This is a genomic window from Enteractinococcus helveticum, from assembly GCF_001657475.1.
Lineage (GTDB): Bacteria > Actinomycetota > Actinomycetes > Actinomycetales > Micrococcaceae > Yaniella > Yaniella helvetica.
The window spans coordinates 21,583-41,713 of sequence record NZ_LXEY01000012.1; the positions used below are offsets into that span (position 1 = coordinate 21,583).

The window sequence follows — 20,131 nt, forward strand, 5'->3', positions numbered from 1 at the left end:
ACTACGCGGGGTCGCGCTGTCTGAGCCTGGCGGATCTGATCTCGCATTGAGTGAATAGCCGCCGTCCATCTCGGAAACGTACTCCTGATTCATGCCTTCAACCAGCTTCGACGAATTCTTTGAGCCCCTCAGGCAGTGCGACGTATATCGTGGTCACATAACCAGAATAGGCACTTTGGCAACGTTCGTCATCGCTGCAGCGTGGTCACCAGAATGAGCCCCGCGGTGATACAGATAACGTACAGACTTGCGCGTTCGGGCTCGATCAGCCGCTTTGCACTAGCGCGGCCCAACAGCGTGTTTCCTTAGATCAGACACCCATCGAGTACGGCTTGCAGATATGGCAGATGCACAACCAGACTCCCAACGAGCAAAATGCCGGCGACGGTGAGCATGGTGGATATGGGGATCACGCCTTGTTTACCGTCGGGCGGTGCGATCAAATGGCGGATCCGGTCGATACCTGCAGCATGCAGCGCCACGGGTCCACAAGCGGCATGCGACATCGCAGGGCCTGATTTTTCACCAATCTTTAACAGCGCGCTTGCGAGTATGGGTGTACTGGTTTGCTCGCGGGCAGCATTGTCGGCTGCCATTTCTAGGTAATGCGGAATCGCCGCGTCAATGGCGGCCACCAGCGGGATCCAGCGTAACGGTGCAATCCCACCGTGCAAGAGACGCAAAATCAAGTGGTGACGTTGTCGCAGATGAGCCGCTTCATGTGTCACTACCGCAGTGAGTTCGTCCTCAGTCAGTAGTTCCATCAAGGCTGTTGAGACGACGATGCCCCAACGACGATGCGCCAAGGCAAAGGCGGTCGGCTGGTTATGCACGATGACGGTGACCGGTTGTCCGGCAATCCATGTGTGAGTCGGACCAAGGCCCAATGCATCCTGTAGATCGCGCTGTTGTCTCACATGACGACGACCGTAACGATAGCTGCCAATGAACATCGCCAACACCAAGATCAGCGGTAGAGCCAGTAGCAGGATCACGGGGATAAAAGTGTTGAACTCCAATCCGGGCGGTAGCGGATTGGCCGCATCTAAACACCGTTGACATACTAACCCTGTGTTGCCCGGCAGCAGATCGCTAGGACCAGACAGGCCCCAGGCAAACATTGGCCCCATGGCGGCGAAGCCCGCCATCCAGATAACTACCGTTGCAAATAATGCGCCAACTGCCAGCCGGGGTGTGCGCATGAGCGCTGGTGCAGCCTTTCGAACGATCGGCGCCCCCGCCAGTCCACTGACCAGGACGGTTACCAACAGCATGGGAGCTAAGATCAGCGCCGTCATGACTGATCCAAGTAGTTGCGTAACATTTCTAATCCCTCTTCGGGCAAATCTTGGACGAAGTGCAGGATTGATGCGGCCATATCATTACTGGCGTCGAGGGCTTGGTGCATTTGCCGGGCAACGTATTCCTCTCGGCTCAGTTGCGGCAGATACAGCACGAACCGCCCCTGTCGTTGGGCGCGCACCATGTTTTTAGTTTTCAGGTTCTGCATCACCGTGGTGATGGTTGTATATGCGGGTTTGGACGGCAGGGCATCCATGACCTCGCGGACATTACGGGGGCTGGTTTCCCACAGTAAGTTCATGACTTGTTGTTCTAGTTCGCCCAGCTGCGGGGCCGAATGTGGTGATGGCATCGTCATACTCGAGCATTTTCCGTTTCTTGAGACGCCGACTGCATCAGGTATTTGCTGGGCGATACCTCACAAAGAAGTTGTCCTTTGAGCCGTCGCACTAACGCAATGCCGGTCAGCAACAGTGCTGCGATGCCTAATAACGGTTGGATGGGTGCGAAATAGGTGATGGCTCCAGAGTAGCCAAATGCGATCAGCGCCAACTTATTGCAGACGGGGCAGCCCACCGCGAACCAAGAGAGAAAACCGCCGACCATCCCGAGCTTTCCATGGCGAACTGTCGCATCGGGTGCATCGGATTGTTCGACTGTTGTGGCAGGTTGAATATAGGTTGCCAGTAGCATCCCGCTGGCCACCGAGGTCATGATCCATACGGGGTAGTTCCACCACACCGGGTCAATGTCGCGCGTAAACACTGGATTGGGGATGAGCACCGTAGCCATGCCAATCAGCAAGCCGATGACAGTGCTGGCCAACACAGCGACGAGCACTTGACGCGTATTCCAAAGGCGCAGTGCTTGACCAGCATAGAGAAAAGTCTTCACCATGGCATCTACTATGCCTGATAGTAACGAACATGTATAGTGGGCCACCGAAAAGATTACTACTTGAGATAGTAATCGAACTGCTCGCTGCATCCAGCCATCTACTACAAAGGAAATGTTGTGCCCCAGCAAACCACCAGCTCGAAACCCCCGTGGCTGCTGCCCATGATCGTCGGGGTGGCTGCGCTCGCCGTCATCGTGCTCGCATATTTTATCTTTGCGGGTTCGGATAGCCCTGAGTCTTCCGCCGCAACACAACAGCTCGAGGATCGCGGCGTCGTCGATGTTGCCCCACAATCTGAGGCCGACCAAATTGATCTGAGTTTTGTGGAACGCCGTGACGAGACGGACCCATTGAGCATCGGTACCGTGGATGCGCCCGTGACGATGGTGGTGTTCTCAGATTATCAGTGTCCGTTTTGCGCGTCGTGGAGCCACGAGACATTGCCCATCATGATGGACTACGTAGCAGAAGATCAGTTGCGGATTGAATGGCGAGATCTCAATGTGTTTGGACCGGAATCAGAGCAAGCATCGAAGGCAGCCTATGCGGCGGCTCTGCAGGAGGGGTTTTGGGAATACCACGATGAATTATTTGCTGACGGTGACATCCGTGATCCTGCGGAGCTCAGCGAAGACGCCTTGGTGGAACTTGCCGCAGATCTTGGTCTTGATACTGAACAATTCACTACGGATATGCGCTCCGATCCGGTTGCCGAACAGATTCTCATAAATCAGCAACTCGGTACCGATTTAGGCGCCTACTCTACGCCGTCATTTATTGTGGATGGTCAGCCGATGGTCGGCGCACAACCAACGGAGGTATTCGTCAACGCCGTGGACGACGCACTGGCCAAGACCGCACGATAGGTGAAGCAGCCATGGAAATCAGTTTGATCACAGCATTTTTAGGTGGTGTGCTTGCCATCTTGAGCCCCTGCGGTGCACTGCTGCTGCCGGCATTCTTCGCATCCGTCATCGGGCGACAGCTGCGGTTGATGTTGCACGGTGGCATCTTCTATCTGGGCCTGGTGGTGACGCTTGTACCCCTGGGGTTAGGCATCGGGGCACTTGGCAACCTGTTGACCGTCTACCGAGATGTCCTGATTATTACCACATCGATCCTATTGATCGTGCTTGGGTTGGCTCAAGCCGCCGGGTTTGGGTTCGATATGTCCAAAATGCTTCCCGGAGCCGAGACGCTGCACCAGCGCGCTCATCAGCGTAGCGGGTGGGGCCGAACCTTCCTATTGGGAGCAGTCAGCGGTGTGGCTGGCTTTTGTGCCGGACCGATTCTTGGGGCGATCTTGACGTTGGCTCTTGCCCAGGGCGACTCGCTGAATGCTGGAATCATGCTGGCCGTCTACGGACTGGGTATGGTGGCGCCGTTGACCCTTCTGGCAGCCCAGTGGGATAAGCTCAGCCCTCGCGCCATGAGCGTATTACGCGGGCGTGGTTTTCGGTTCTTGGGGCGGCAGTTACACACCACGTCGGTGGCCACCGGCCTGCTGATCGTCGTCGTGGGAATCATTTTTTGGACAACCAACGGCCTGGTCAGTGCGCCGTCATTAGTACCAGCCGGAATCCAGCGTGGGCTGCAATCCTATGGGAGCATGCTGGCAAATCCGCTCTTGGATGCCGTCATATTAGGTGCCCTCGTGGTGATCATCGTTACTGTCTGGGCGATTCGACGAACACGCAACCGCACAAAGCACCAAGACACAGCACAGACCCAGAAGATGAACCGTGGCAGCTAAAGGCACACGATGGTGAAATCACAAATTCGACTCGGTCTTGCCGTGCTGTCCGCGGTGGTTTTGACGGCCTGCGGTGCACATACGACCAGCCAAGACGATCAGCTCCTGCCGGACTATGATCCGACGCCAACTCAAGTCAATACTCCGGCGGTTGAAGCTGATAAAGCTGACTTGTGGTTACCTCTGCAGCTGGCCGAACAGCAGGTCCTGTCACCCGGTTGGCTCACGGCACCTTTGCACGCGGATGGGGTCTTCCTATCAGCCGAACACCACCACGACGTGCTGACGTTTCGGGCCGTGGATACCACCGGCACAATCCTATGGGAAGCCCAACGACCGCTCAGCTGCACCGGATTTACACTGACGGCTGCCAACGACCAACACTTGGCCGTCCTGACGGATATCGACGCCGACGTCCAAACATTTGGGCACACCACCGCCACCGCCTACGACCTTCGTACGGGACAACAGGTTTGGGGGCCGGTTGACGTGCCGGGCCCGCATCACGGACCCGGGACAGTATTTGCTGCCCCACCAGAAGCTGCGATGGGAGCCAGCGGTGACAAGGTTGTGCTGGATCCAGCCAGCGGTCAGGTACTGCTCGATGAGCGACAGGCCCCGGAAGCTAAGATTTTGGGTGAGTTCTATGGGCTCGTTCTGGTGGCTCGCGACGACGAAGTCCAGGCCTTTGAAACATCAGCTTTGGCCGAAGCAGGGCTAGAGGCTGACCCGTCTTGGAGCCTGTCCACGGCAGATCACAACTGGGACGATCAACAGTTGCATGCTACCGCGCCTAGTCCGAATCCAGATATGGAGTACGGCACTGGCGCCATACTCATCGGTACGAATTCCACGGACCGTGCCCTAATCAGCCTGGTGGACGGCGTAATCATTGCCGAAGAGGTTGCCGCTGCGGGTCAGGATTCTTCGAGTCAAACATGGGTGACCGTGGGCCAAGAGCTTGCCGGTTATAGCCCTCAAGGGGAGTTGCTGTTTGTCGAATCTTTGGAAGGACTCCAGCTCATTGGTGTCGGTGGTGCGATTGCTTATGTAGAAAATGCTGACGGCGATGTCCAAACGCATAATGTCATCACCGGAGCGTTGAGTCGTTCCTATGACCCACAGGCTCCCGGCGAACTCGTTGTTCCTCAGCTGATCGATACAAATGGTGCTGCCATTTTGGAAGGTGACCACAGCTATTATCTTGTGCCTGGATACGAGTCTCGCCAGTAGACGGGCATAAGTGCTGGACTATGTTCGCCAGCATTCGAGGTGTTTAGGCTTGAGGCAGGACGGCGCGAACATCAATTTCGCGGGATTCGGATGCTGGGATTTCAGTATTCGACATGAGGACCCTTCGGCGCTGTTGAGACCGCCTAACCTGGCGGTACTTGAACATCAACACTACAAGCCTGTCGCCATGGAATCTCAGGTTAGGCCACGTTTAATGAACCGCCCAGTTTGGGAGGCTTGTAGCGACCAGCGGACAATGTCTAATGATGCGTCTAAGTGCATGGACGGTGAGACTGACTGGTTCAGTTTTCCAAGAACCGAGGAGGAATATCCCGGGCCGTGTGCAGTACTCGGTGGATGCGGATTGTATCGGCAAACAAAGTATAAAAAATGATATAAGGAAAGCGCTGCAAGGTAAAGGCACGTATCTCAGCGATATTCAGTTCGACCGCAAATCGAAGTGAACCTAGGTGCGGATGCTTGCTCAGGAGGGTCTTAGCTTCTTCCAGGGTATCCACAAAGCTTAGAGCTGCCTTTGTATTCCCCTGAGCCACGTAGTGATCCGTTGCCGCATTGATATCCGCGTCGGCTTGTTTGGTCGTGACAACACGAAGTGAAGTCACGCTGCCCCAGAGTTTCGAATATGGTCGCGTAGACCATCAAAATAAGCGGCGTCCAGCTCTGAACCTACGCCCGATTCCATCCCTTCTACGAGCATCCCTTGTAGCTTCGTGCGGTCTTTTTCTCGTCGGATGAGTTCCCGCAAGAATTCACTGCTCGACACGTAGCCGTGTTCCTCAACTTGTGCCTCGACGAATTCTTTGAGTTCGTCAGGCAGTGATACGTTCATCGTTGCCATACAACCAGGATAAGTGCATTGGCAAAGTTTGTCATCGAAAGAATAGTTGAATGATGCCCCAGAACGGTGAGCGATTCAATATTCTTGTTGGCCCGTGTGAATACTTCGTCGAGCGCATACGGGGATAGAGATAGAAAGCGCCTCGTTCATGAGAAAATTCGGAAAGATTTTCCCATTAGTGGGAGTCTGCAAAGGTTGAGGTACAGGGTAAACAGCCCTCAGTGCGCAGAAAGCTGGTGGCTATAGTTGCAAACATGCAACACGTTTAGGCTTGAAGTGTTTGTATCGCGTTGTGCATGTCCATCCATTAGAGGAGTCTGATGTCCGTTCGACCACCGGTGCCACCGTTTACCCGTGAAACCGCCATCCAGAAGATCCGCGCGGCCGAAGATGCCTGGAATCAACAAGAACCAGAAAAGTCGCACTGGCCTACACCCCCGATAGCCGCTGGCGCAACCGTGATACGTTCCTGCAGGGACGCAACGAGATCATCGAATTCCTGCATGATAAATGGTCACGTGAACTCAACTACCGGCTCATCAAAGAGCTCTGGGCATTCGCAGACAACCGGATCGCGGTGCGATACTGCTATGAATGGCAGTCAGCCGCCGGTCAGTGGTACCGCGCCTATGGCAATGAAAACTGGGAATTCAACAGCGACGGCCTGATGTCGAGCCGTCACGCCAGTATTAACGACGTCGAAATCAGTGAATCCCAGCGCAAATTCCACTGGGACGTCAAGACTCCGCGACCTGACGACCATCCCGGTCTGACCGAACTTGGACTGTAGCCCGGGGCCTCCTGGTTTTGTAGCGTCGTCGTTCCAACGATTAGCCACGAGGTTTGACGCCGCACACACCGCTGGTGATCGCCGTGGCTTGGCAGGTGAGGGAATCGCGTACTTCCGTGGTATGACCAGTCTGAACGATCTGGTGATCATGAACAATGCCAGACCGGACGTAGCAGCGAATCGTGAACTCGACGAACGCCGTCAGTGAGTATACGAGCTACTAACTCAACAGCTGTAGTTTCTGTAACACACTACGAAGGCGGCTGGTGCTTGTGGCGGAGTTCAACCCGATGATGTGCAGGTCAGAGGTGCCGTATTCTTCGGGTACGAGCATCTCGACGTATTCGAGCATGTCGGTGCCGGCGGTATCGGTTACAAATTCGTTGATGATCGGTTCATCCAGGATTTTTGGCTTGGGTTGCGGGGATGCCCGCCAACGACACAGCGCTTACTGCCGCAACGGCACACGTGGCCGTTATTTTGGAATGCGTGCGCATAAACCTACTTTCCTCTGACACGTGAGTGGAGCCAGCGATCACCAGAAGTGCTGAAGGTTCCTTGAGGCTGCGAACATGTAAATTGCAAGTGAATCATGGGTAAGGCTGGTGGCTTCGTCCACAGGTATCGCTTCTGCGAGTAGTTCTCCACAAAACGAAGTGCTGGTCGCTTACGAAGGGCAGCCGCGCTTTAGATTTAGTGGCGTCAAGAGTTCGTGATGCGGCACAATGGAGGTATGTACATGTCAGCCGAAGTGATTTCCATGGTCTTCGTCGCTGCCGGTGTGTTGATAACGCTCGGCGGTAGCCTGTTTGCCGGTCTGGCATGGTTGCTGCGGCGCATGGAAGGACTGTTCGCGAAAGTCGACCAGCGTTTCGAAAAGGTCGACCAACGCTTCGAGAAGATAGACGCGCGGTTCGACAAAGTAGATGAGCGCTTTAACAAGGTCGATGAGCGATTCGACAAGGTTGATGAGCGACTGAACCAAATGCAGTCAGAATTGAATGACGTGAAAGTTGCGGTGGCACGTCTGGAGGGGCCCCACCCGCGGCTGATCTTTCCACGCTGACAACTCATACTGCGCACATGCGGTGCGGCTTTGTTTTAGTGCTTGTTTGATACAGGATCCATTGGATTCCTGACGTCGATTGAAGCCTGACGACGTGCGTCTGTCCGTGAATACACTACGATGATCGCGACGATGGCGACAACCCAGGCAAGAGTGCTCAGCCAGCTCGTTCGACTCGCCAGCCATGTAGCCACCTCAGAACTCATGTTGAGTGACAGTTCAATGAAGCCGGTGAAGGTCGGGAGCACCTCGAGCAGTGCAAACACTGCCATCGGAAGGACTACAACCTTTTGGGTAAGGCGAATGTGCAGCGGGACGGCCAGCAACATGATCGTCAGGATGGTTTGCGGACCGAAATGGCGGACAATGGTCTGGGCGATCAGACTGAAGCTCAGGCGCATACTGTCCACAGAGTAACTGGCTATGTGCATTCCAAGGATGACCAGACCAGTGCCCACGACGACGCTTACCCACAAGGTACGGAAATTTTTGGGGTCGTGGGGTGTAGCAGCCGCAGTGGGGGAGTCAGTCCGAGCGGACGTATGGGCCAGGGTGCCGGCCAAAAATGCCACAACCGCGCCAGCCGAAGCGATTATGAAGAACGGAACCGTGACGTTGGCAGATGCGAACAGTGACACCAGGATCGTAAACAGACGGGAAGCAAACCAGAGACCTGCGCCGATTAACGTCGTCGTCCACAACCGTCGTCGTGGCCCTGATGGTCTACCTGGTGATCGTCCTGTCGCGTAAACGACGCGGCAAGTGGATGGACATATCGGTCGGTAAGACGTTTAGCTGGGCTGCTGCCTGCGCGCTCGTGCTCAACCTGGCGCCAACCACTACGATGGCGCTGCCGGAACTTGGCGGCATGTACTTTGGCTTCGCTATGTTTATGGGCAGCCTCTTCGGCACGGTCCTCACGCTGCCGCTTGCCATAGCACTGACAACGGTCGGCATTCGCCAGTACCGCAGCTGGCTGGAAGCAAGTGTTACTCAACCGCAGACTACGTGAATTCACGTGACGATTAATAGGTCGGTCAACTGATCAGGTTCTTGCTGGATCGCCGCAACAGGCTGATCTAATGAAATCCTGCCTTTAACCATGCCGATGACTCGATCACAATATTCCAGCGGCAGAGTAGGGCTTTGCTCAACGATGAGTACCGAAATCTGGTGCTCATCAACGAGATGGCGAAGCGCCTGCATGGTTGCGTGCGCGATATTTGGTTGCAGACCCTGTGATATCTCATCGATGGCGATGAACTTACGACCAGCTAGCATGGCTCGAGCAATGCCGAGTTGTTGTTTCTGCCCTCCGGAAAGGCTGCCCGCCAATTGAGTGCGCCGTTCCGTGAGTAACGGGAAGAGCTCCAAAACATCGACAGCAGGTTTGTAAGTTTTGTGCCGAGCAAGCACCAGATTCTCTTCGACCGTGAGCTCCTCAAAGACACCCCGATCATCTGGCAGAAAAGAATATCCCGCACGAGCCATCTTTTCCGAGCGAATCGAACGCAGGGTTGTACCGTCAACAACGACGGCACCCCCGAAGATTGGGCAAATTCCAAATAATGTCCGCAACAACGTCGTCTTGCCAACGCCGTTGCGACCGAGCAGCGCGACAAATTCGCCGGATTCAACGCTCAGGGATAAATTCTGAATGATTCTGGTGTCGTGATAGCCAGAGCTCACATCTTCAAACTTCAACATCGTTATACCCCGAGATAGGCGTGTTTGACTGACTCATGGGCAGAGACCTCATCCATCGTCCCATCGACCAGGACTACTCCATCGGCGAGGACGACGACGCGTTCTGCGAGTTCTCGGACAATCTCCATATCGTGTTCCACTGTGACCAGCGTGCATCCGGTTTGGTCCGCAACCGTGCGTAGACGACGGGCTAAGCTCATGGATTCTTCGTGTGACAGTCCTGCTGCTGGCTCATCAAGCAGAATCACTTTCGGGTTCCACACCAGGATCATTGCCATTTCCAGCGCTCGCCGATCGGCTAGCGGTAGATCAACGGCCAGTCCAGAATGACTCGTTAGAAAGCGTTCATAGACCTCGGGCAGCGGTGCCGGGTTTTTCGCTTCAGCACTGGCTAATTGGAGGTTTTGGGCAGGCGTTAGGTCAGGGAAAATACTAGGGATCTGGAAAACCATCCCGAGACCTGCCTGTGCGCGGGCATGAATCGACCAGGTTGAAATGTCCTCATCGAATAACCGGATTTGGCCATCATTCAGGGCTTGTCCACCAGTAATAATTTCGAGCAATGTCGTTTTGCCAGCGCCATTGGGGCCGATCAGACACATGACCTCGCCATTAGGGACCTCTATGGTGACGCCACGCAGTACGTGCGTGGCACCGTAGGACTTTGTCACTCCTACCACTTCTAATGCCGAACCAGCAGCGGTGGTGGCAACAAGTTTCTCGCTTGGGTTGCGGGGGGCTGCCAGCCTGATGGTTGCCGAATCCAAATGCACTCCTTGTGCTGCGGATTCCGTTACGGGTCGTCGCAGTATGGAACGAACAGCTCCCGTCAGTCCTGCTGGGGCGAAGCGGACGACGAGAATAAAGACGACGCCAAGCACCAGGAGGTACCAGGAGCCGATAGCATCGCCGAGGTACTGCTGGCCGATGCTCACTAGGCCCGCCCCGATAAAAGCGCCCGCGATGCTACCCCGACCACCGACTGCCAGCCAGACCAGAACCTGTGCAGACAGTATGATGCCTGCGACCCCAGGGGATACCAGCCCCATGACCGGGGCGGCGGTTGCTCCGGCGATGGATGCCACCGCTGCACTGAGACAGAACGAAAAGGTTTTCGTTGCATGCAGATTGATACCCAGATGAGCTGCACGTTTCTCATTGGACTGGACCGCACGGAAACGACGACCCCAGCGACCGCGAATTATCCAGAACCACACGACCGCCACCACGATGATCACAATGAGCGCTGTTGTGTAGTACTCGATCACGACTCCTGACCCGGGCACAAATATTCCATTACTGCCGCCAGTGGCGCCGCGCCAAGACAATGCGACCTGTTCCACTAACAATGTCAGCGCCAGGGTCAAAATCGCCATGGTCGACGGGAGTGTTTTATCGCCGAGTCCGATGACACCGATGATCCACGCCATCAGGGTTGCCAGCACTACGCCGCCGACTGCTCCCACTAGCATGGGGATGTCGTTATCGATAGCGATAGCTGAGCCATAAGCGCCTATGCCAAAGAAAGCGGCGTGGCCAATACTGACGACTCCGGTTCGTCCCCACGTGAGATCGAGCCCAAATGCAAACAATCCGTAGGCTAAGGCGAGGGTGAGGAGAGCCAGGGGATACGGCACCAGGAGAAACGGTGCCGCACCTAGCGCCAGACACGCCACAATTGCGGTGATTAAGTGTGAGCGCTTAATTCGGCTCATGAGCAGTCTCTATCCATTGGATCTGTCACAATGTCAAAGTCTTCAATCGGGTTATAGTCGCCGTCCGGCCCGATTTCGAACAGATACATTTGGGTACTGAACGTATGGTTGTCTTGGTCGAAGGACGAAGAGCCCATCAGCCCACCGATATCCACTTGGGGCATCTGTTCAGAGATTGCTTCTGGATCAGTGCTACCTGCGGCTTCGACTGCAGCTCCAATGTAGTGGGCCGCGTGGTAGGAGGTTGCTGCGACGACGGGGATTGGATCGGTAAAGTCATAGGCTTCCCTGAATTCTTCGACGAAGGCTTCGTTATCTTCTCCGGGGAGCTGATCCGAATATGGTTGCGCCGTGACTGAGCCCTCGATGATTTCTGCAGTTCCTGGGTAGAACTCTTGTTGCAGCGATACACCGCTGATGCCCGCGTCGTCGAGCAGACCGAATTGATCGGATTGTTGGCTGAAGGAAATGGCATCTCCGCCGACAACAGCCGTGAGGATCCAATCTGGGTCGGCATCAGCCAGACGGTTGATAACCGGCTGCCAATCTGAAGTACCCAGTGGTGAGTATTCTTCGACGCTTACGTTGCCACCCGCTTCTTCAATGAGGCTGCGTGACGCATCGTGATATTGTCTTGGAAATAGGTAATCGTTGCCAACCAGCGCGGCGTTTTCGCCGTATTCTTCGATCATGTAGGGCACCAAACCTTCGGTGACCATCAATTCGGTGGCTCCGAATGGCCAGAAGTGTGGACTGCAGTGCGGGATCGAGCCGATCATGGCCGTTGAGAACGGCACTTGTTGCTCGGCGGCAACACCGGCAACGGCTTCTGAGGTATCTCCGGCGATGGTACCGAAGAGGTAATCGACCTCATCCTGTTGGATGAGTCGCTGGGCAGACTGGGTTGAGATAGCTGCATCACCCTGGTCGTCGATGAAGATCAATTCGACATCTTGGCCAAAGACTCCACCGTCGGCATTGAGGTGTTTAATACCCAGCTCAAAGCCGTCGCGCAGCGCATTGCCTTCCAGTGAAGCGACGCCGGTCATCGGCGTAATTACACCGATGGTGAGCGGATCATTGGCTGTGGCATCGGCGTCGTCATCGTTGGCTTCGCCTCCACCCAGTGTGCCGCACGAGGTGAGTGCAAAACCTAAGGTGATGAGTCCTACCGAGAGTCTTGCCGCTCGGCGGAGACTTGGCGACCGCTTGGGTGGTTGTTTGAGGTGTTCTCCTGGGTCGATGAAGATGGCGGAGTTTTTCTTGTTGTTTTCCATTGTGGAATCCTCCAGTTGAGACCCTGAGGTCGTAGTGCGATAAGGAGTATCAGAATGAGGAAGAACAGTAGGCTTGCGACTGTTTCGGTGAAGAAGGTACGCAGTGCAGTTTGCAATAGTGCCACGATGGCGGCGCCGAGGATTGGACCGCCAAGTGAGCCTGGTTTGCCAACGAGTACGGCAAAGAACGCGGGGGCTAGAAAAGTGAGGCCGACAGAAGGTGTGACCCCCAGCATCGGTGACTGCAGGGCTCCAGCGATGACGGCCAGAATCGTGCCGACGATAAAGGTTCCGGTAATCATGGCGGTCGGTGAGATGCCCAAGAGGGCAGCCATTTGACGGTTCGCGATAGAGGCGCGCAATTTGAGCCCGAGAGTGGTGCGATAGATGATGAATAAACCGACCAAAATGAGCACCAGGCTGATAGCAGTAGCGAGCAATCGGTAGGCAGGATATTGGACTCCTAGGACTGTAAGACTGGTGGTGACCGGTGCCGTGACCGAGCCCGGGGTCGTGCCAAACCAGGCTTCAAGGCCCTGGCGAATCACGATGCCTACACCCCACATAGCCAACAATGTGGCGAGCATGCCCCGAAGGTAGAGTTTTCGCAGGAGGAACCGTTCGGTTACATAGCCCAGGACGATGGCCACCAGGACCGCAATGAGCAACCGTAAGAAAAACGGCACGGCCGGTAGTGCGAACATTGTGAAAGCGCCGACCATAGCGAAATCTCCGTGTGCGACATTGACGACACCGAGTTGGCCGAAAATCAGTCCAAGTCCCCACGCCAACAGACCGTAAAATCCGAAGAGAGTCATCGCGGTGAGGAAAAAGAGTACCACCGATTGCAGGAGCTCCATTTAGTCCGCCTCCCAGGAAGCGATTGGTGGGGTTGGCACGGAGAATTCATAATGCTGCAGGGCCAGACCAATCCGCACGGCTTCGCGTTCTTGACCGGGTGCTGAAATCAGCGAGATGCTCATCGGCAGTCCGGTTTCTGTCCCTCGTGTTGTCGGCAAAGTGATTGCAGGGAAACCAGTGTAATTCCACAAGGCTGTAAAGTACGTCATCGGGTCTTCGCCACCGACGGCTTGATCGGGATCATAGCCGTGACCGCGTCTGGGCGAGGGGATGGCTTGTGTTGGCTCAAGGATGGCATCGACGCCGTGGTAGTCAAACCACTGACGCCATTGCTCGGTCACAGCAAGTCGTTGGTGCTGGGCGGCAAGATACTGACTGACCGGGATTTCATCGGCACCAAACGCCAGGAAATCTCGCGTGCTACCCCGGTACTGGTCTTCTAATGCTGCGTATTGCCGATGATAACTCCGGGCTTCGGCAATCAGGACGGTGTCGTAGTCGGCTCGATTCATGTCGACTGGAATTGGCAGTTCAATGATCTCAGCGCCGAGCCGCTGGCAAGCCTCGCGTGCGGCTTGATCGGATACGGCTACGTCTTGGTGGATGAGTTCTGATCGGTTCCGCTCGGTAACAGCGATGCGTGTACCTTCCAAGGGGCGTCGCTCCCGACTAGCCGCAATCGGTAAGTCGATTTGCGGGTCGCCCCAGCCCATCCAGGGTAGGGCAGGTCGACGAGAGCGACTCATGTGGTTGAGTAAAACTGCCGCATCCGCGATCGTCCGAGCCATCGAACCGACGTGATCTAAGGTTGGTGACAGCGGAATCACACCTGCGGTGGGGACTCGATTGAATGCCGGTTTGATCGCTGACACCCCGCAAAGAGATGCTGGAATTCGCACCGAGCCGGCGGTGTCAGTCCCTAACGCGGCTGGGATCATGCCAACAGCTAATGCAGCGGCTGATCCACCGCTAGACCCACCAGCAGAACGATCCAGCGCCCACGGATTGCCCACCTGGTCAGTCGAGCCGCCTGCCGCAAATTCATGTGTGTGCGTGTGTCCCACGAGGACCATGCCCTGCGATTCCAGTTGTTCAACCACGACTGCTGATTCATCAGCAATATGATCTGCGATGACCCGCGACGATGCAGTTAGCGGCAAATCTTGAACGGCAAAGAGGTCCTTGACACCCCATGGAATGCCACACAATAATGGCGTGTTTTCCGGTTCATTTTGCAGATGGCGATCGGCTTGTTCTGCCTGCATCTGAGCTCGATCGGCATAGATGCGCGCCCACGCATTAATCGCCTGGGGTTCACCCTCAAAGCTTGGATTGCCACCGTTACAGGCAGTGATGCGCTTTAGTGCTGCATCTAGTAATTCCACTGCTTTGAGCTGACCTGAACGTAACGCGTCAATAGCTCCAATGAGCGTGAGGTCGGCCGGGTCTGTTCCAGAAGAATCATGAGGCATCATGTCTGCAAAGTAACACGAGGACAGGCCCTCCTATTTGTATCTGAGAGACAACCAGCCGATAGCTCTCACATGATTTGACTTCCCCTGTCACAGGACGGTTATTAGCGTAAAGGAAGTCGATTCTTTCCTGCACTGAAAAGGTCGTAGATGAGTTGTTCTGCGTCAATAACATCAGTGCACAGTCCACTGACTAATGTAGTAAGCATCGGAAGTCGTCGATCCTTATCTCGGATGCTTGCTGTCATGTCAATTGCATCGCGAGGATGGGCCCAGGATCGGATATTGCCTCGTCGTTGAGCATCCACCCAAAGATTGGCAAAATTTGGCTCAAATGTTTCTCGGATCGGCAGGATGGCCCCAGGGGATTGGCCGATACGGAGGCCAGTCGCGTTGATGAATTCATCATCGGAAGTAATCATCCGAGTGAATAGGTCAAGTATGCGAATAATCTGTTTCAAACTGGCCTGGTTGTCGTCCTCATCGTCGAGTGGACGACGAGCATGAAATTCCAGCAGTGACCACCGATTGATGGAGACTTCGTCAATGACTGCATCTTTTGAACCAAAGTGTCGAAAGAATGTCGCTGAACTGAGACCTGCGTGACCGATGATTTCTTTGACGGTTACCGCTGTGGTGCCTTCTTGGGCAATAAGGTCTCGACAAGCCGTGAGGAGCCGGAGCCGATTCTCATACGCATCTACGCGCATTGATTCACCTCATTAATTTCCAAAAGCGGCATGATGCAGTGACGCATGTCACGTAATGGCAGTTTAGCAGGAGGGAGTTGGCAAGGTCTTGGCTTCTTCGAAGACGATTCGTGCGTAGTGCACTTCCTATCAGAAAGTGCATGACAATCCGCTTTGTAGAGGCCGCGGATGGTAAAATCAGTGGCGTGCGCGCAGCCGTAAACACCCGCTATGGGTCCCCAGACGTTGTCTTGGTCACCGAAGTTCCAATCCCACAACCTGCCACCGGTGAGCTGTTGATTCGCGTGGATGCAACCACCGTAAACCGCACCGACTGTGCCTACCGCGCGGCACGTCCCTTCTTCATGCGAGCCTTGACTGGTTTGCGCGGTCCGAAGCGCACCATTCTCGGCACGGAGTTTGCCGGTGAGGTCGTCGCAATCGGCCCACAGGTAGATCGGTTTGCTGTGGGGGAGCGGGTCTTCGGCTACTGTGAGGGTCGGTTCGGAGCACACGCGCAATATCTTGTGGTCAACCAGCATTCATCGGTCGCCGCTGTCCCCGAGGGCATCACTCAGGATCTAGCTGCAGCAGCCACCGAGGGATATCACTACGTCCGATCAGCGATTCGACGTGCAGGCGTTCAACCGAACGACGAAGTCCTGGTCAACGGTGCTACAGGTGGGATCGGGTCGGCAGCGGTCCAACAACTAGCGGCACTGGGTGCCAACGTGACTGCGGTCTGCGCTGGCGAGCATGCGGACCTGGTTCATGGTCTGGGCGCCGAGCACGTTGTGGATTACACAACCCAGGACTTTACCCACCTGCCGCATATGTTCGATGTGGTCATTGACGCCGTTGGCAAGAGTACCTTCGGGCGGTGCCGCGGCATCCTGAAATCGGACGGCGTCTACGTCTCATCCGAACTCGGACCCGGGTGGCAGAACCTTCCACTGTCTTTGATAGGGATCGCACGCCGTGGGCGTCAGCGCGTGGTGTTTCCCTATCCCGAGGACAACCAAGCCGTGGTGCAAGAGATTCGTGATGCCCTTGCAGCGGGTATGTTCCGGCCGGTGATCGACCGCAGCTACCCTCTAGACGACATTGTTGCTGCTCACCGATACGTCGAGACGGGGAGAAAGATCGGTAGCGTGCTGATCACTGTGCGTGGCCCCGGATCGTATTGGCCGTGAAGTTGCTAGTTTTCGTCGTCGGACTGGCGACGCGAAGACGAGCCGGAAGATTCGGAGATCCACTGTCGTCCAGGGGAATTAAAGTGCGGAGGATACGAGAGGTAATATGTACTAAAGCCCATAACGAGGTGATCGACTTGTCGAAAAATTCAGTGACCTGGCTTCCCGTGCGCGCGAAACGTGGTCCGATGATGCCCAGAAAATATATGATGCAGCCAGTCAGGTATTCCAGGCCGAAGTCGCAGCTCAGGTAGAGCTTGGTCGGGAGCTTGCGTCGGCTCGTGGGCGTCATGCAATGACTCAGGCTCAACTGGCCGATGCAACGGGTGTGCCGCAAGCAGAGATTAGCCGGATCGAAAACGGTAATGCGAACCCAACGATTGAAACGGTCGCTCGCCTTGCAGCAGCCCTCGATAAGAAGTTAGTTCTCCAGTAGGGTTCCGCAGTCGAGTGCTAGGCCATATGTTGGGCTGATGTTCGAATACGCCCACCGGTGGGCTTACGACGGGTGGTGGCGAACCTGTCTGCGGTCGGGTGACCTCGTTCGGGATTCAATTGCCACGGCCAGGTCATCAGCGCCCAGACGACGGCGATGATCACAGCCTCCCAGAAAATATAGACGGGCCAAGGGCCCAGCAGATCAAGAACTGAGGCGCCCTCCGGCCCGCGAGACAGATACCCGTAGTTGGCGCCGGTCATCGCATTGGCGATCAGCGAAATGCCCGCCCAGATGACTGTGGCCAAATAGGCGACCCCGTAACCGCGCCAGGTCGGACGGTAGCCCAGACCCCAGATAAACAAGACGGGCACCACGAGCGCGACGATGTGCAAGAACCAATACATTGCGAATTCCAGGCCAGGGTAATCGAAGTAGTTGAGATCCGGGGTGATGATCGACTGCAGATTCAGCGTCAGGCCCCAGTAATAGCAGATGGCAATCGCCCATCCGGCGCGCGTGATGAGTGCGATGGCGGTGATCATGCGCAGAGCGTCAGAGTAGTGAAACGGCAGCGACTGGTTGATGTCCCAGTGGCCCGGCAGCATGCCCCAGATAGTCCAAGCGACGGTGGCGATCAGCATGGTCCAGCCCAGCGCTCGCAGCACGCGATCTTCGGCAGCGGTGCCGCGGATGCGTCGTCCTAGGACCACCAGGACGACGGCGATGCATGCGGTGAACACGAGCATGGCGGCGTGTTCGGGACCGTACGGCGTCATCTTTCCGATGGGTTCCACAGCGGTGCGCATAACCACATTCTAAACAGAGGCTGTTGAACGCGTGATGAACCAGTAGAGGAAACCAGCGCGACTCTCGAAGTGCTTGAGCGTGAATGCGCTTCTATGTATGTATCGGGATATGGTCCCGAGCTCACAACGCCTGTGCTGCGCTATTATCGAATGATGTCGTCCGTGTTGATGAGTGTTTTCGCCGGGCTATTTGGGTCGGCGCTGCTGTACTTAGTCTTCAGGCTGCTGGAAAACGATTGGCCGAACAACTATGCGGACATGAAAAACGTGGTGGATTCGGCTTCTCAACGCAACATGTGGGTCTATTTGGCGATGCGTTTCGTTCCGATGTACATAGCGTCGGTATTAGTTGCTTCGCTCGCTGAAGCAATAGGCGGTAGGGCAGCGCTGGCTCTGGTAACCTGCGCCGTTTTGCATCTCTGTCTTACAAATTTTCGTCCTCATATCCTGCGGCGAACATTCAAGTTTTCACGAGTTCGCGTTCGCTATGTTGCAGTCTTCTTAGAGACTGTTGTTGCCATTGTTCTGGCAACATTTTTAGCGGGAATATCATGGTCTTATTTACTCCCTTTTCTGCCGGACGTTGACGAGTTGGTGCAGGCTATTTGGACAAGTGTGTTCGTAGCTCTTGCTGTGATATCGCTTCGTTCGTTCGGCACATTTGAACAGAATCTAGATAAGCAGATCGAGCGTGCCCAGGAGGAATTAGGAGAGGAGGTTCTGTATGTCATTCAGCGCGAGGCTCGTCAGAATGACGTTTCCGCTGATTTTATTGAAGCGGTCGTCCTTACAGAATGCATTCAACGGCCTGCCTGGATCAGACGGATTGAATACTTCAAAGGACGGTTCTCTGGTCCAGGAACCTACGGCGTGGCTCAGGTTTATTCTTCTGAGCCCATTTCCGATGAGCTATCCATCAAGCTGCTATGTCAGAATTATGCAGGATATTATCCTGAAGGTCACGAAGATCATGGCTATAATCGAACGCTATTTAGGGTCGAACTTGAAACCATCAACTCGAGTCCAGTGTTCGTAGAACAAGTAATGGATATTTATGAGAGACTTTCCCCTTATCCTCGCGATAGTTCAGAATATTTTGCTAGAGATAATAAGAAATTCATTGAGATTCTGTCTCTCAAGCGCGATGGAAAAGAATGGGTGCTCCAGGTGAGTCTCGGGCCTGGCTGGGGCCAGGTAGAAGTGACAACTGTGGATAGAGATCTCGTTGAAAAGTCTTCTACTATTTTTGGTGGATCTGAGTCAACAGTCCGGCGCTTTGAGAAACTGGTCGTACCAGTGGGCATCTTATTCGCTGAATTGAGAACCAATGAGCCAACATCGTCACAGAGCCAACCCGACTCAGTATTAATAGATCTCGAAGATCCCTGGATGTATGACTAAATCATCGGAATGCTCACGCTTAAGAGACTGACGTAGCCCAGCCAGGGATTTTGGGAGCACTCAAGCAACGATTTTAGGCGATCTTACGACTCGCCTAACACGGATCAAAATAATATCGCCCGCAATTGACGTGGATCGGAGTTCAGGCTGGAGCCGATTGTTGGGAGAGTATAAAAACGTGAAGCTACAATGAATTCCCAAGTCGGATGGGGAATTGCAGGTAACTAAGGGTGGTTCTTCGTGTTTGAGTAGCGTGTGTGGTCTTGCATTATGTGTCGTCATGTTGTGATATAAGGTACAGTTACTTGAAGCTCTCTGTTTTCAATGTGCCCTCCTATTGGGTCGCGTTCTAAATTTCATTTCACCTTGAGGAGTAGCCCGATGAGTGGTGCGCGCGTTCTATCTACCGAGGAAGCTAAAACAGCTATCCGTCAGATCCAGTCGATCGTCAACGGTGGATTCACCGACCAGATCACCCAGCTTGATACCCAGGGCCGCATGCTGTCGGACCCGAATGTTTGGGATGGCCCGCTGGCCGAAACCTTCCGCAACGGCACCTGGCCTGAGACCAAGTCGGCGTTGGATACCGCCAAAGAGCAGCTGGAAGAACTGCGCAACCAGCTGGACCGCATTTCCCAAGACATCTTCACCGCCGGTGGCGGCGCCTAAC

23 protein-coding genes are annotated in these 20,131 nt (G+C 55.0%); 10 read left to right on the plus strand and 13 right to left on the minus strand.

All coding sequences use genetic code 11. The features are described from left to right. Positions 1-305: 305 nt before the first annotated feature. Genes A6F49_RS03800 through A6F49_RS03810 form a run of 3 tightly spaced genes read right to left on the minus strand, consistent with a single transcriptional unit; the run spans position 306 to position 2,199 of the window. The gene (locus A6F49_RS03800; RefSeq protein WP_043057082.1) at positions 306-1,298 is read right to left on the minus strand and encodes a M56 family metallopeptidase; all 993 of its coding nucleotides are present in this window, start codon (positions 1,296-1,298) and stop codon (positions 306-308) included. Next, positions 1,295-1,660, minus strand: a complete 366-nt coding sequence (locus A6F49_RS03805) for a BlaI/MecI/CopY family transcriptional regulator (RefSeq protein WP_052504706.1) — start codon at positions 1,658-1,660, stop codon at positions 1,295-1,297. Before A6F49_RS03805 ends, A6F49_RS03800 begins: the two co-directional genes overlap by 4 nt. Further along, a complete protein-coding gene (locus A6F49_RS03810) occupies positions 1,657-2,199 on the minus strand; it encodes a hypothetical protein (RefSeq protein WP_043057083.1) in 543 nt (180 codons plus the stop codon). Before A6F49_RS03810 ends, A6F49_RS03805 begins: the two co-directional genes overlap by 4 nt. Before the next feature lie 117 nt (positions 2,200-2,316). Here A6F49_RS03810 and A6F49_RS03815 point away from each other — a divergent pair, with 117 nt between their 5' ends. Genes A6F49_RS03815 through A6F49_RS03825 form a run of 3 tightly spaced genes read left to right on the plus strand, consistent with a single transcriptional unit; the run spans position 2,317 to position 5,186 of the window. Beyond that, entirely contained in the window at positions 2,317-3,066 is a 750-nt protein-coding gene (locus A6F49_RS03815; RefSeq protein WP_235604854.1) for a DsbA family protein, read from the plus strand. Positions 3,067-3,077: 11 nt separating this feature from the next. Then, on the plus strand, positions 3,078-3,953 hold the full coding sequence (locus tag A6F49_RS03820; RefSeq protein WP_043057084.1) for a cytochrome c biogenesis CcdA family protein: 876 nt from the start codon (positions 3,078-3,080) through the stop codon (positions 3,951-3,953). Positions 3,954-3,962: 9 nt separating this feature from the next. Next, positions 3,963-5,186 (plus strand): PQQ-binding-like beta-propeller repeat protein, encoded by a 1,224-nt coding sequence (locus A6F49_RS03825; protein ID WP_052504707.1) that lies wholly within the window; start codon positions 3,963-3,965, stop codon positions 5,184-5,186. 302 nt (positions 5,187-5,488) lie between these two features. On the opposite strand, the gene A6F49_RS03830 is transcribed toward A6F49_RS03825, so the two are convergent. Both A6F49_RS03830 and A6F49_RS03835 read right to left on the minus strand, forming a co-directional pair. Further along, a complete protein-coding gene (locus tag A6F49_RS03830; protein ID WP_043057085.1) occupies positions 5,489-5,809 on the minus strand; it encodes a type II toxin-antitoxin system RelE/ParE family toxin in 321 nt (106 codons plus the stop codon). Beyond that, a complete protein-coding gene (locus tag A6F49_RS03835) occupies positions 5,806-6,045 on the minus strand; it encodes a ribbon-helix-helix domain-containing protein (protein WP_043057086.1) in 240 nt (79 codons plus the stop codon). Before A6F49_RS03835 ends, A6F49_RS03830 begins: the two co-directional genes overlap by 4 nt. 394 nt (positions 6,046-6,439) lie before the next feature. Between A6F49_RS03835 and A6F49_RS03840 the strand changes: the two genes are divergently transcribed. Both A6F49_RS03840 and A6F49_RS03845 read left to right on the plus strand, forming a co-directional pair. After that, positions 6,440-6,835 (plus strand): DUF1348 family protein, encoded by a 396-nt coding sequence (locus tag A6F49_RS03840; RefSeq protein WP_235604859.1) that lies wholly within the window; start codon positions 6,440-6,442, stop codon positions 6,833-6,835. Between the two features lie 739 nt (positions 6,836-7,574). After that, on the plus strand, positions 7,575-7,901 hold the full coding sequence (locus A6F49_RS03845) for a hypothetical protein (protein ID WP_052504708.1): 327 nt from the start codon (positions 7,575-7,577) through the stop codon (positions 7,899-7,901). 35 nt (positions 7,902-7,936) lie between these two features. On the opposite strand, the gene A6F49_RS03850 is transcribed toward A6F49_RS03845, so the two are convergent. After that, on the minus strand, positions 7,937-8,539 hold the full coding sequence (locus A6F49_RS03850) for a hypothetical protein (protein WP_150119376.1): 603 nt from the start codon (positions 8,537-8,539) through the stop codon (positions 7,937-7,939). 71 nt (positions 8,540-8,610) lie between these two features. Between A6F49_RS03850 and A6F49_RS03855 the strand changes: the two genes are divergently transcribed. Next, a complete protein-coding gene (locus tag A6F49_RS03855) occupies positions 8,611-8,913 on the plus strand; it encodes a hypothetical protein (RefSeq protein ID WP_043057089.1) in 303 nt (100 codons plus the stop codon). A gap of 2 nt (positions 8,914-8,915) precedes the next feature. Here A6F49_RS03855 and A6F49_RS03860 read toward each other — a convergent pair whose 3' ends face one another. The 6 genes from A6F49_RS03860 to A6F49_RS03885 all read right to left on the minus strand — a co-directional run bounded on the left by A6F49_RS03860 (position 8,916) and on the right by A6F49_RS03885 (position 15,643). After that, positions 8,916-9,608 carry an ABC transporter ATP-binding protein gene (locus A6F49_RS03860; RefSeq protein ID WP_043057090.1) on the minus strand — a complete coding sequence of 231 codons (693 nt, stop codon included), beginning with the start codon at positions 9,606-9,608 and terminating at the stop codon, positions 8,916-8,918. A gap of 2 nt (positions 9,609-9,610) precedes the next feature. Next, the gene (locus tag A6F49_RS03865) at positions 9,611-11,323 is read right to left on the minus strand and encodes a branched-chain amino acid ABC transporter ATP-binding protein/permease (RefSeq protein WP_043057091.1); all 1,713 of its coding nucleotides are present in this window, start codon (positions 11,321-11,323) and stop codon (positions 9,611-9,613) included. Beyond that, positions 11,320-12,600 carry a substrate-binding protein gene (locus A6F49_RS03870; protein WP_043057092.1) on the minus strand — a complete coding sequence of 427 codons (1,281 nt, stop codon included), beginning with the start codon at positions 12,598-12,600 and terminating at the stop codon, positions 11,320-11,322. Before A6F49_RS03870 ends, A6F49_RS03865 begins: the two co-directional genes overlap by 4 nt. Further along, positions 12,492-13,460 carry a branched-chain amino acid ABC transporter permease gene (locus A6F49_RS03875; RefSeq protein ID WP_052504709.1) on the minus strand — a complete coding sequence of 323 codons (969 nt, stop codon included), beginning with the start codon at positions 13,458-13,460 and terminating at the stop codon, positions 12,492-12,494. Before A6F49_RS03875 ends, A6F49_RS03870 begins: the two co-directional genes overlap by 109 nt. Continuing rightward, positions 13,461-14,936, minus strand: a complete 1,476-nt coding sequence (locus A6F49_RS03880) for an amidase (RefSeq protein ID WP_043057093.1) — start codon at positions 14,934-14,936, stop codon at positions 13,461-13,463. It abuts the gene before it with no gap. A gap of 101 nt (positions 14,937-15,037) precedes the next feature. After that, the gene (locus A6F49_RS03885) at positions 15,038-15,643 is read right to left on the minus strand and encodes a TetR/AcrR family transcriptional regulator (protein ID WP_043057094.1); all 606 of its coding nucleotides are present in this window, start codon (positions 15,641-15,643) and stop codon (positions 15,038-15,040) included. 185 nt (positions 15,644-15,828) lie between these two features. Between A6F49_RS03885 and A6F49_RS03890 the strand changes: the two genes are divergently transcribed. Then, the gene (locus A6F49_RS03890; RefSeq protein WP_201120228.1) at positions 15,829-16,815 is read left to right on the plus strand and encodes an NAD(P)-dependent alcohol dehydrogenase; all 987 of its coding nucleotides are present in this window, start codon (positions 15,829-15,831) and stop codon (positions 16,813-16,815) included. 202 nt (positions 16,816-17,017) lie between these two features. Next, positions 17,018-17,251 (plus strand): helix-turn-helix transcriptional regulator, encoded by a 234-nt coding sequence (locus A6F49_RS03895; protein ID WP_043057096.1) that lies wholly within the window; start codon positions 17,018-17,020, stop codon positions 17,249-17,251. 17 nt (positions 17,252-17,268) lie between these two features. On the opposite strand, the gene A6F49_RS03900 is transcribed toward A6F49_RS03895, so the two are convergent. Next, positions 17,269-18,060 carry a YwaF family protein gene (locus A6F49_RS03900; protein ID WP_043057097.1) on the minus strand — a complete coding sequence of 264 codons (792 nt, stop codon included), beginning with the start codon at positions 18,058-18,060 and terminating at the stop codon, positions 17,269-17,271. Between the two features lie 69 nt (positions 18,061-18,129). Here A6F49_RS03900 and A6F49_RS03905 point away from each other — a divergent pair, with 69 nt between their 5' ends. Beyond that, positions 18,130-19,461, plus strand: coding sequence for a hypothetical protein (locus tag A6F49_RS03905; protein ID WP_043057098.1), 1,332 nt, complete (start codon positions 18,130-18,132; stop codon positions 19,459-19,461). 381 nt (positions 19,462-19,842) lie between these two features. Continuing rightward, positions 19,843-20,130: a pyrophosphorylase gene (locus tag A6F49_RS03910; RefSeq protein WP_043057099.1), complete on the plus strand. Its 288-nt coding sequence runs from the start codon at positions 19,843-19,845 to the stop codon at positions 20,128-20,130. The last annotated feature ends 1 nt before the right edge of the window (position 20,131 follow it).

What these genes read in the sequence shown, in the direction of transcription:
- A6F49_RS03900 (WP_043057097.1), bottom strand. Translation starts at nt 18,060, where the DNA reads ATGCGCACCGCTGTGGAACCCATCGGAAAGATGACGCCGTACGGTCCC.
- A6F49_RS03885 (WP_043057094.1), bottom strand. Translation starts at nt 15,643, where the DNA reads ATGCGCGTAGATGCGTATGAGAATCGGCTCCGGCTCCTCACGGCTTGT.
- A6F49_RS03825 (WP_052504707.1), top strand. Translation starts at nt 3,963, where the DNA reads ATGGTGAAATCACAAATTCGACTCGGTCTTGCCGTGCTGTCCGCGGTG.
- A6F49_RS03875 (WP_052504709.1), bottom strand. Translation starts at nt 13,460, where the DNA reads ATGGAGCTCCTGCAATCGGTGGTACTCTTTTTCCTCACCGCGATGACT.
- A6F49_RS03820 (WP_043057084.1), top strand. Translation starts at nt 3,078, where the DNA reads ATGGAAATCAGTTTGATCACAGCATTTTTAGGTGGTGTGCTTGCCATC.
- A6F49_RS03810 (WP_043057083.1), bottom strand. Translation starts at nt 2,199, where the DNA reads ATGGTGAAGACTTTTCTCTATGCTGGTCAAGCACTGCGCCTTTGGAAT.
- A6F49_RS03860 (WP_043057090.1), bottom strand. Translation starts at nt 9,608, where the DNA reads ATGTTGAAGTTTGAAGATGTGAGCTCTGGCTATCACGACACCAGAATC.
- A6F49_RS03880 (WP_043057093.1), bottom strand. Translation starts at nt 14,936, where the DNA reads ATGATGCCTCATGATTCTTCTGGAACAGACCCGGCCGACCTCACGCTC.
- A6F49_RS03800 (WP_043057082.1), bottom strand. Translation starts at nt 1,298, where the DNA reads ATGACGGCGCTGATCTTAGCTCCCATGCTGTTGGTAACCGTCCTGGTC.
- A6F49_RS03845 (WP_052504708.1), top strand. Translation starts at nt 7,575, where the DNA reads ATGTCAGCCGAAGTGATTTCCATGGTCTTCGTCGCTGCCGGTGTGTTG.
- A6F49_RS03865 (WP_043057091.1), bottom strand. Translation starts at nt 11,323, where the DNA reads ATGAGCCGAATTAAGCGCTCACACTTAATCACCGCAATTGTGGCGTGT.
- A6F49_RS03835 (WP_043057086.1), bottom strand. Translation starts at nt 6,045, where the DNA reads ATGGCAACGATGAACGTATCACTGCCTGACGAACTCAAAGAATTCGTC.
- A6F49_RS03805 (WP_052504706.1), bottom strand. Translation starts at nt 1,660, where the DNA reads ATGACGATGCCATCACCACATTCGGCCCCGCAGCTGGGCGAACTAGAA.
- A6F49_RS03870 (WP_043057092.1), bottom strand. Translation starts at nt 12,600, where the DNA reads ATGGAAAACAACAAGAAAAACTCCGCCATCTTCATCGACCCAGGAGAA.
- A6F49_RS03910 (WP_043057099.1), top strand. Translation starts at nt 19,843, where the DNA reads ATGAGTGGTGCGCGCGTTCTATCTACCGAGGAAGCTAAAACAGCTATC.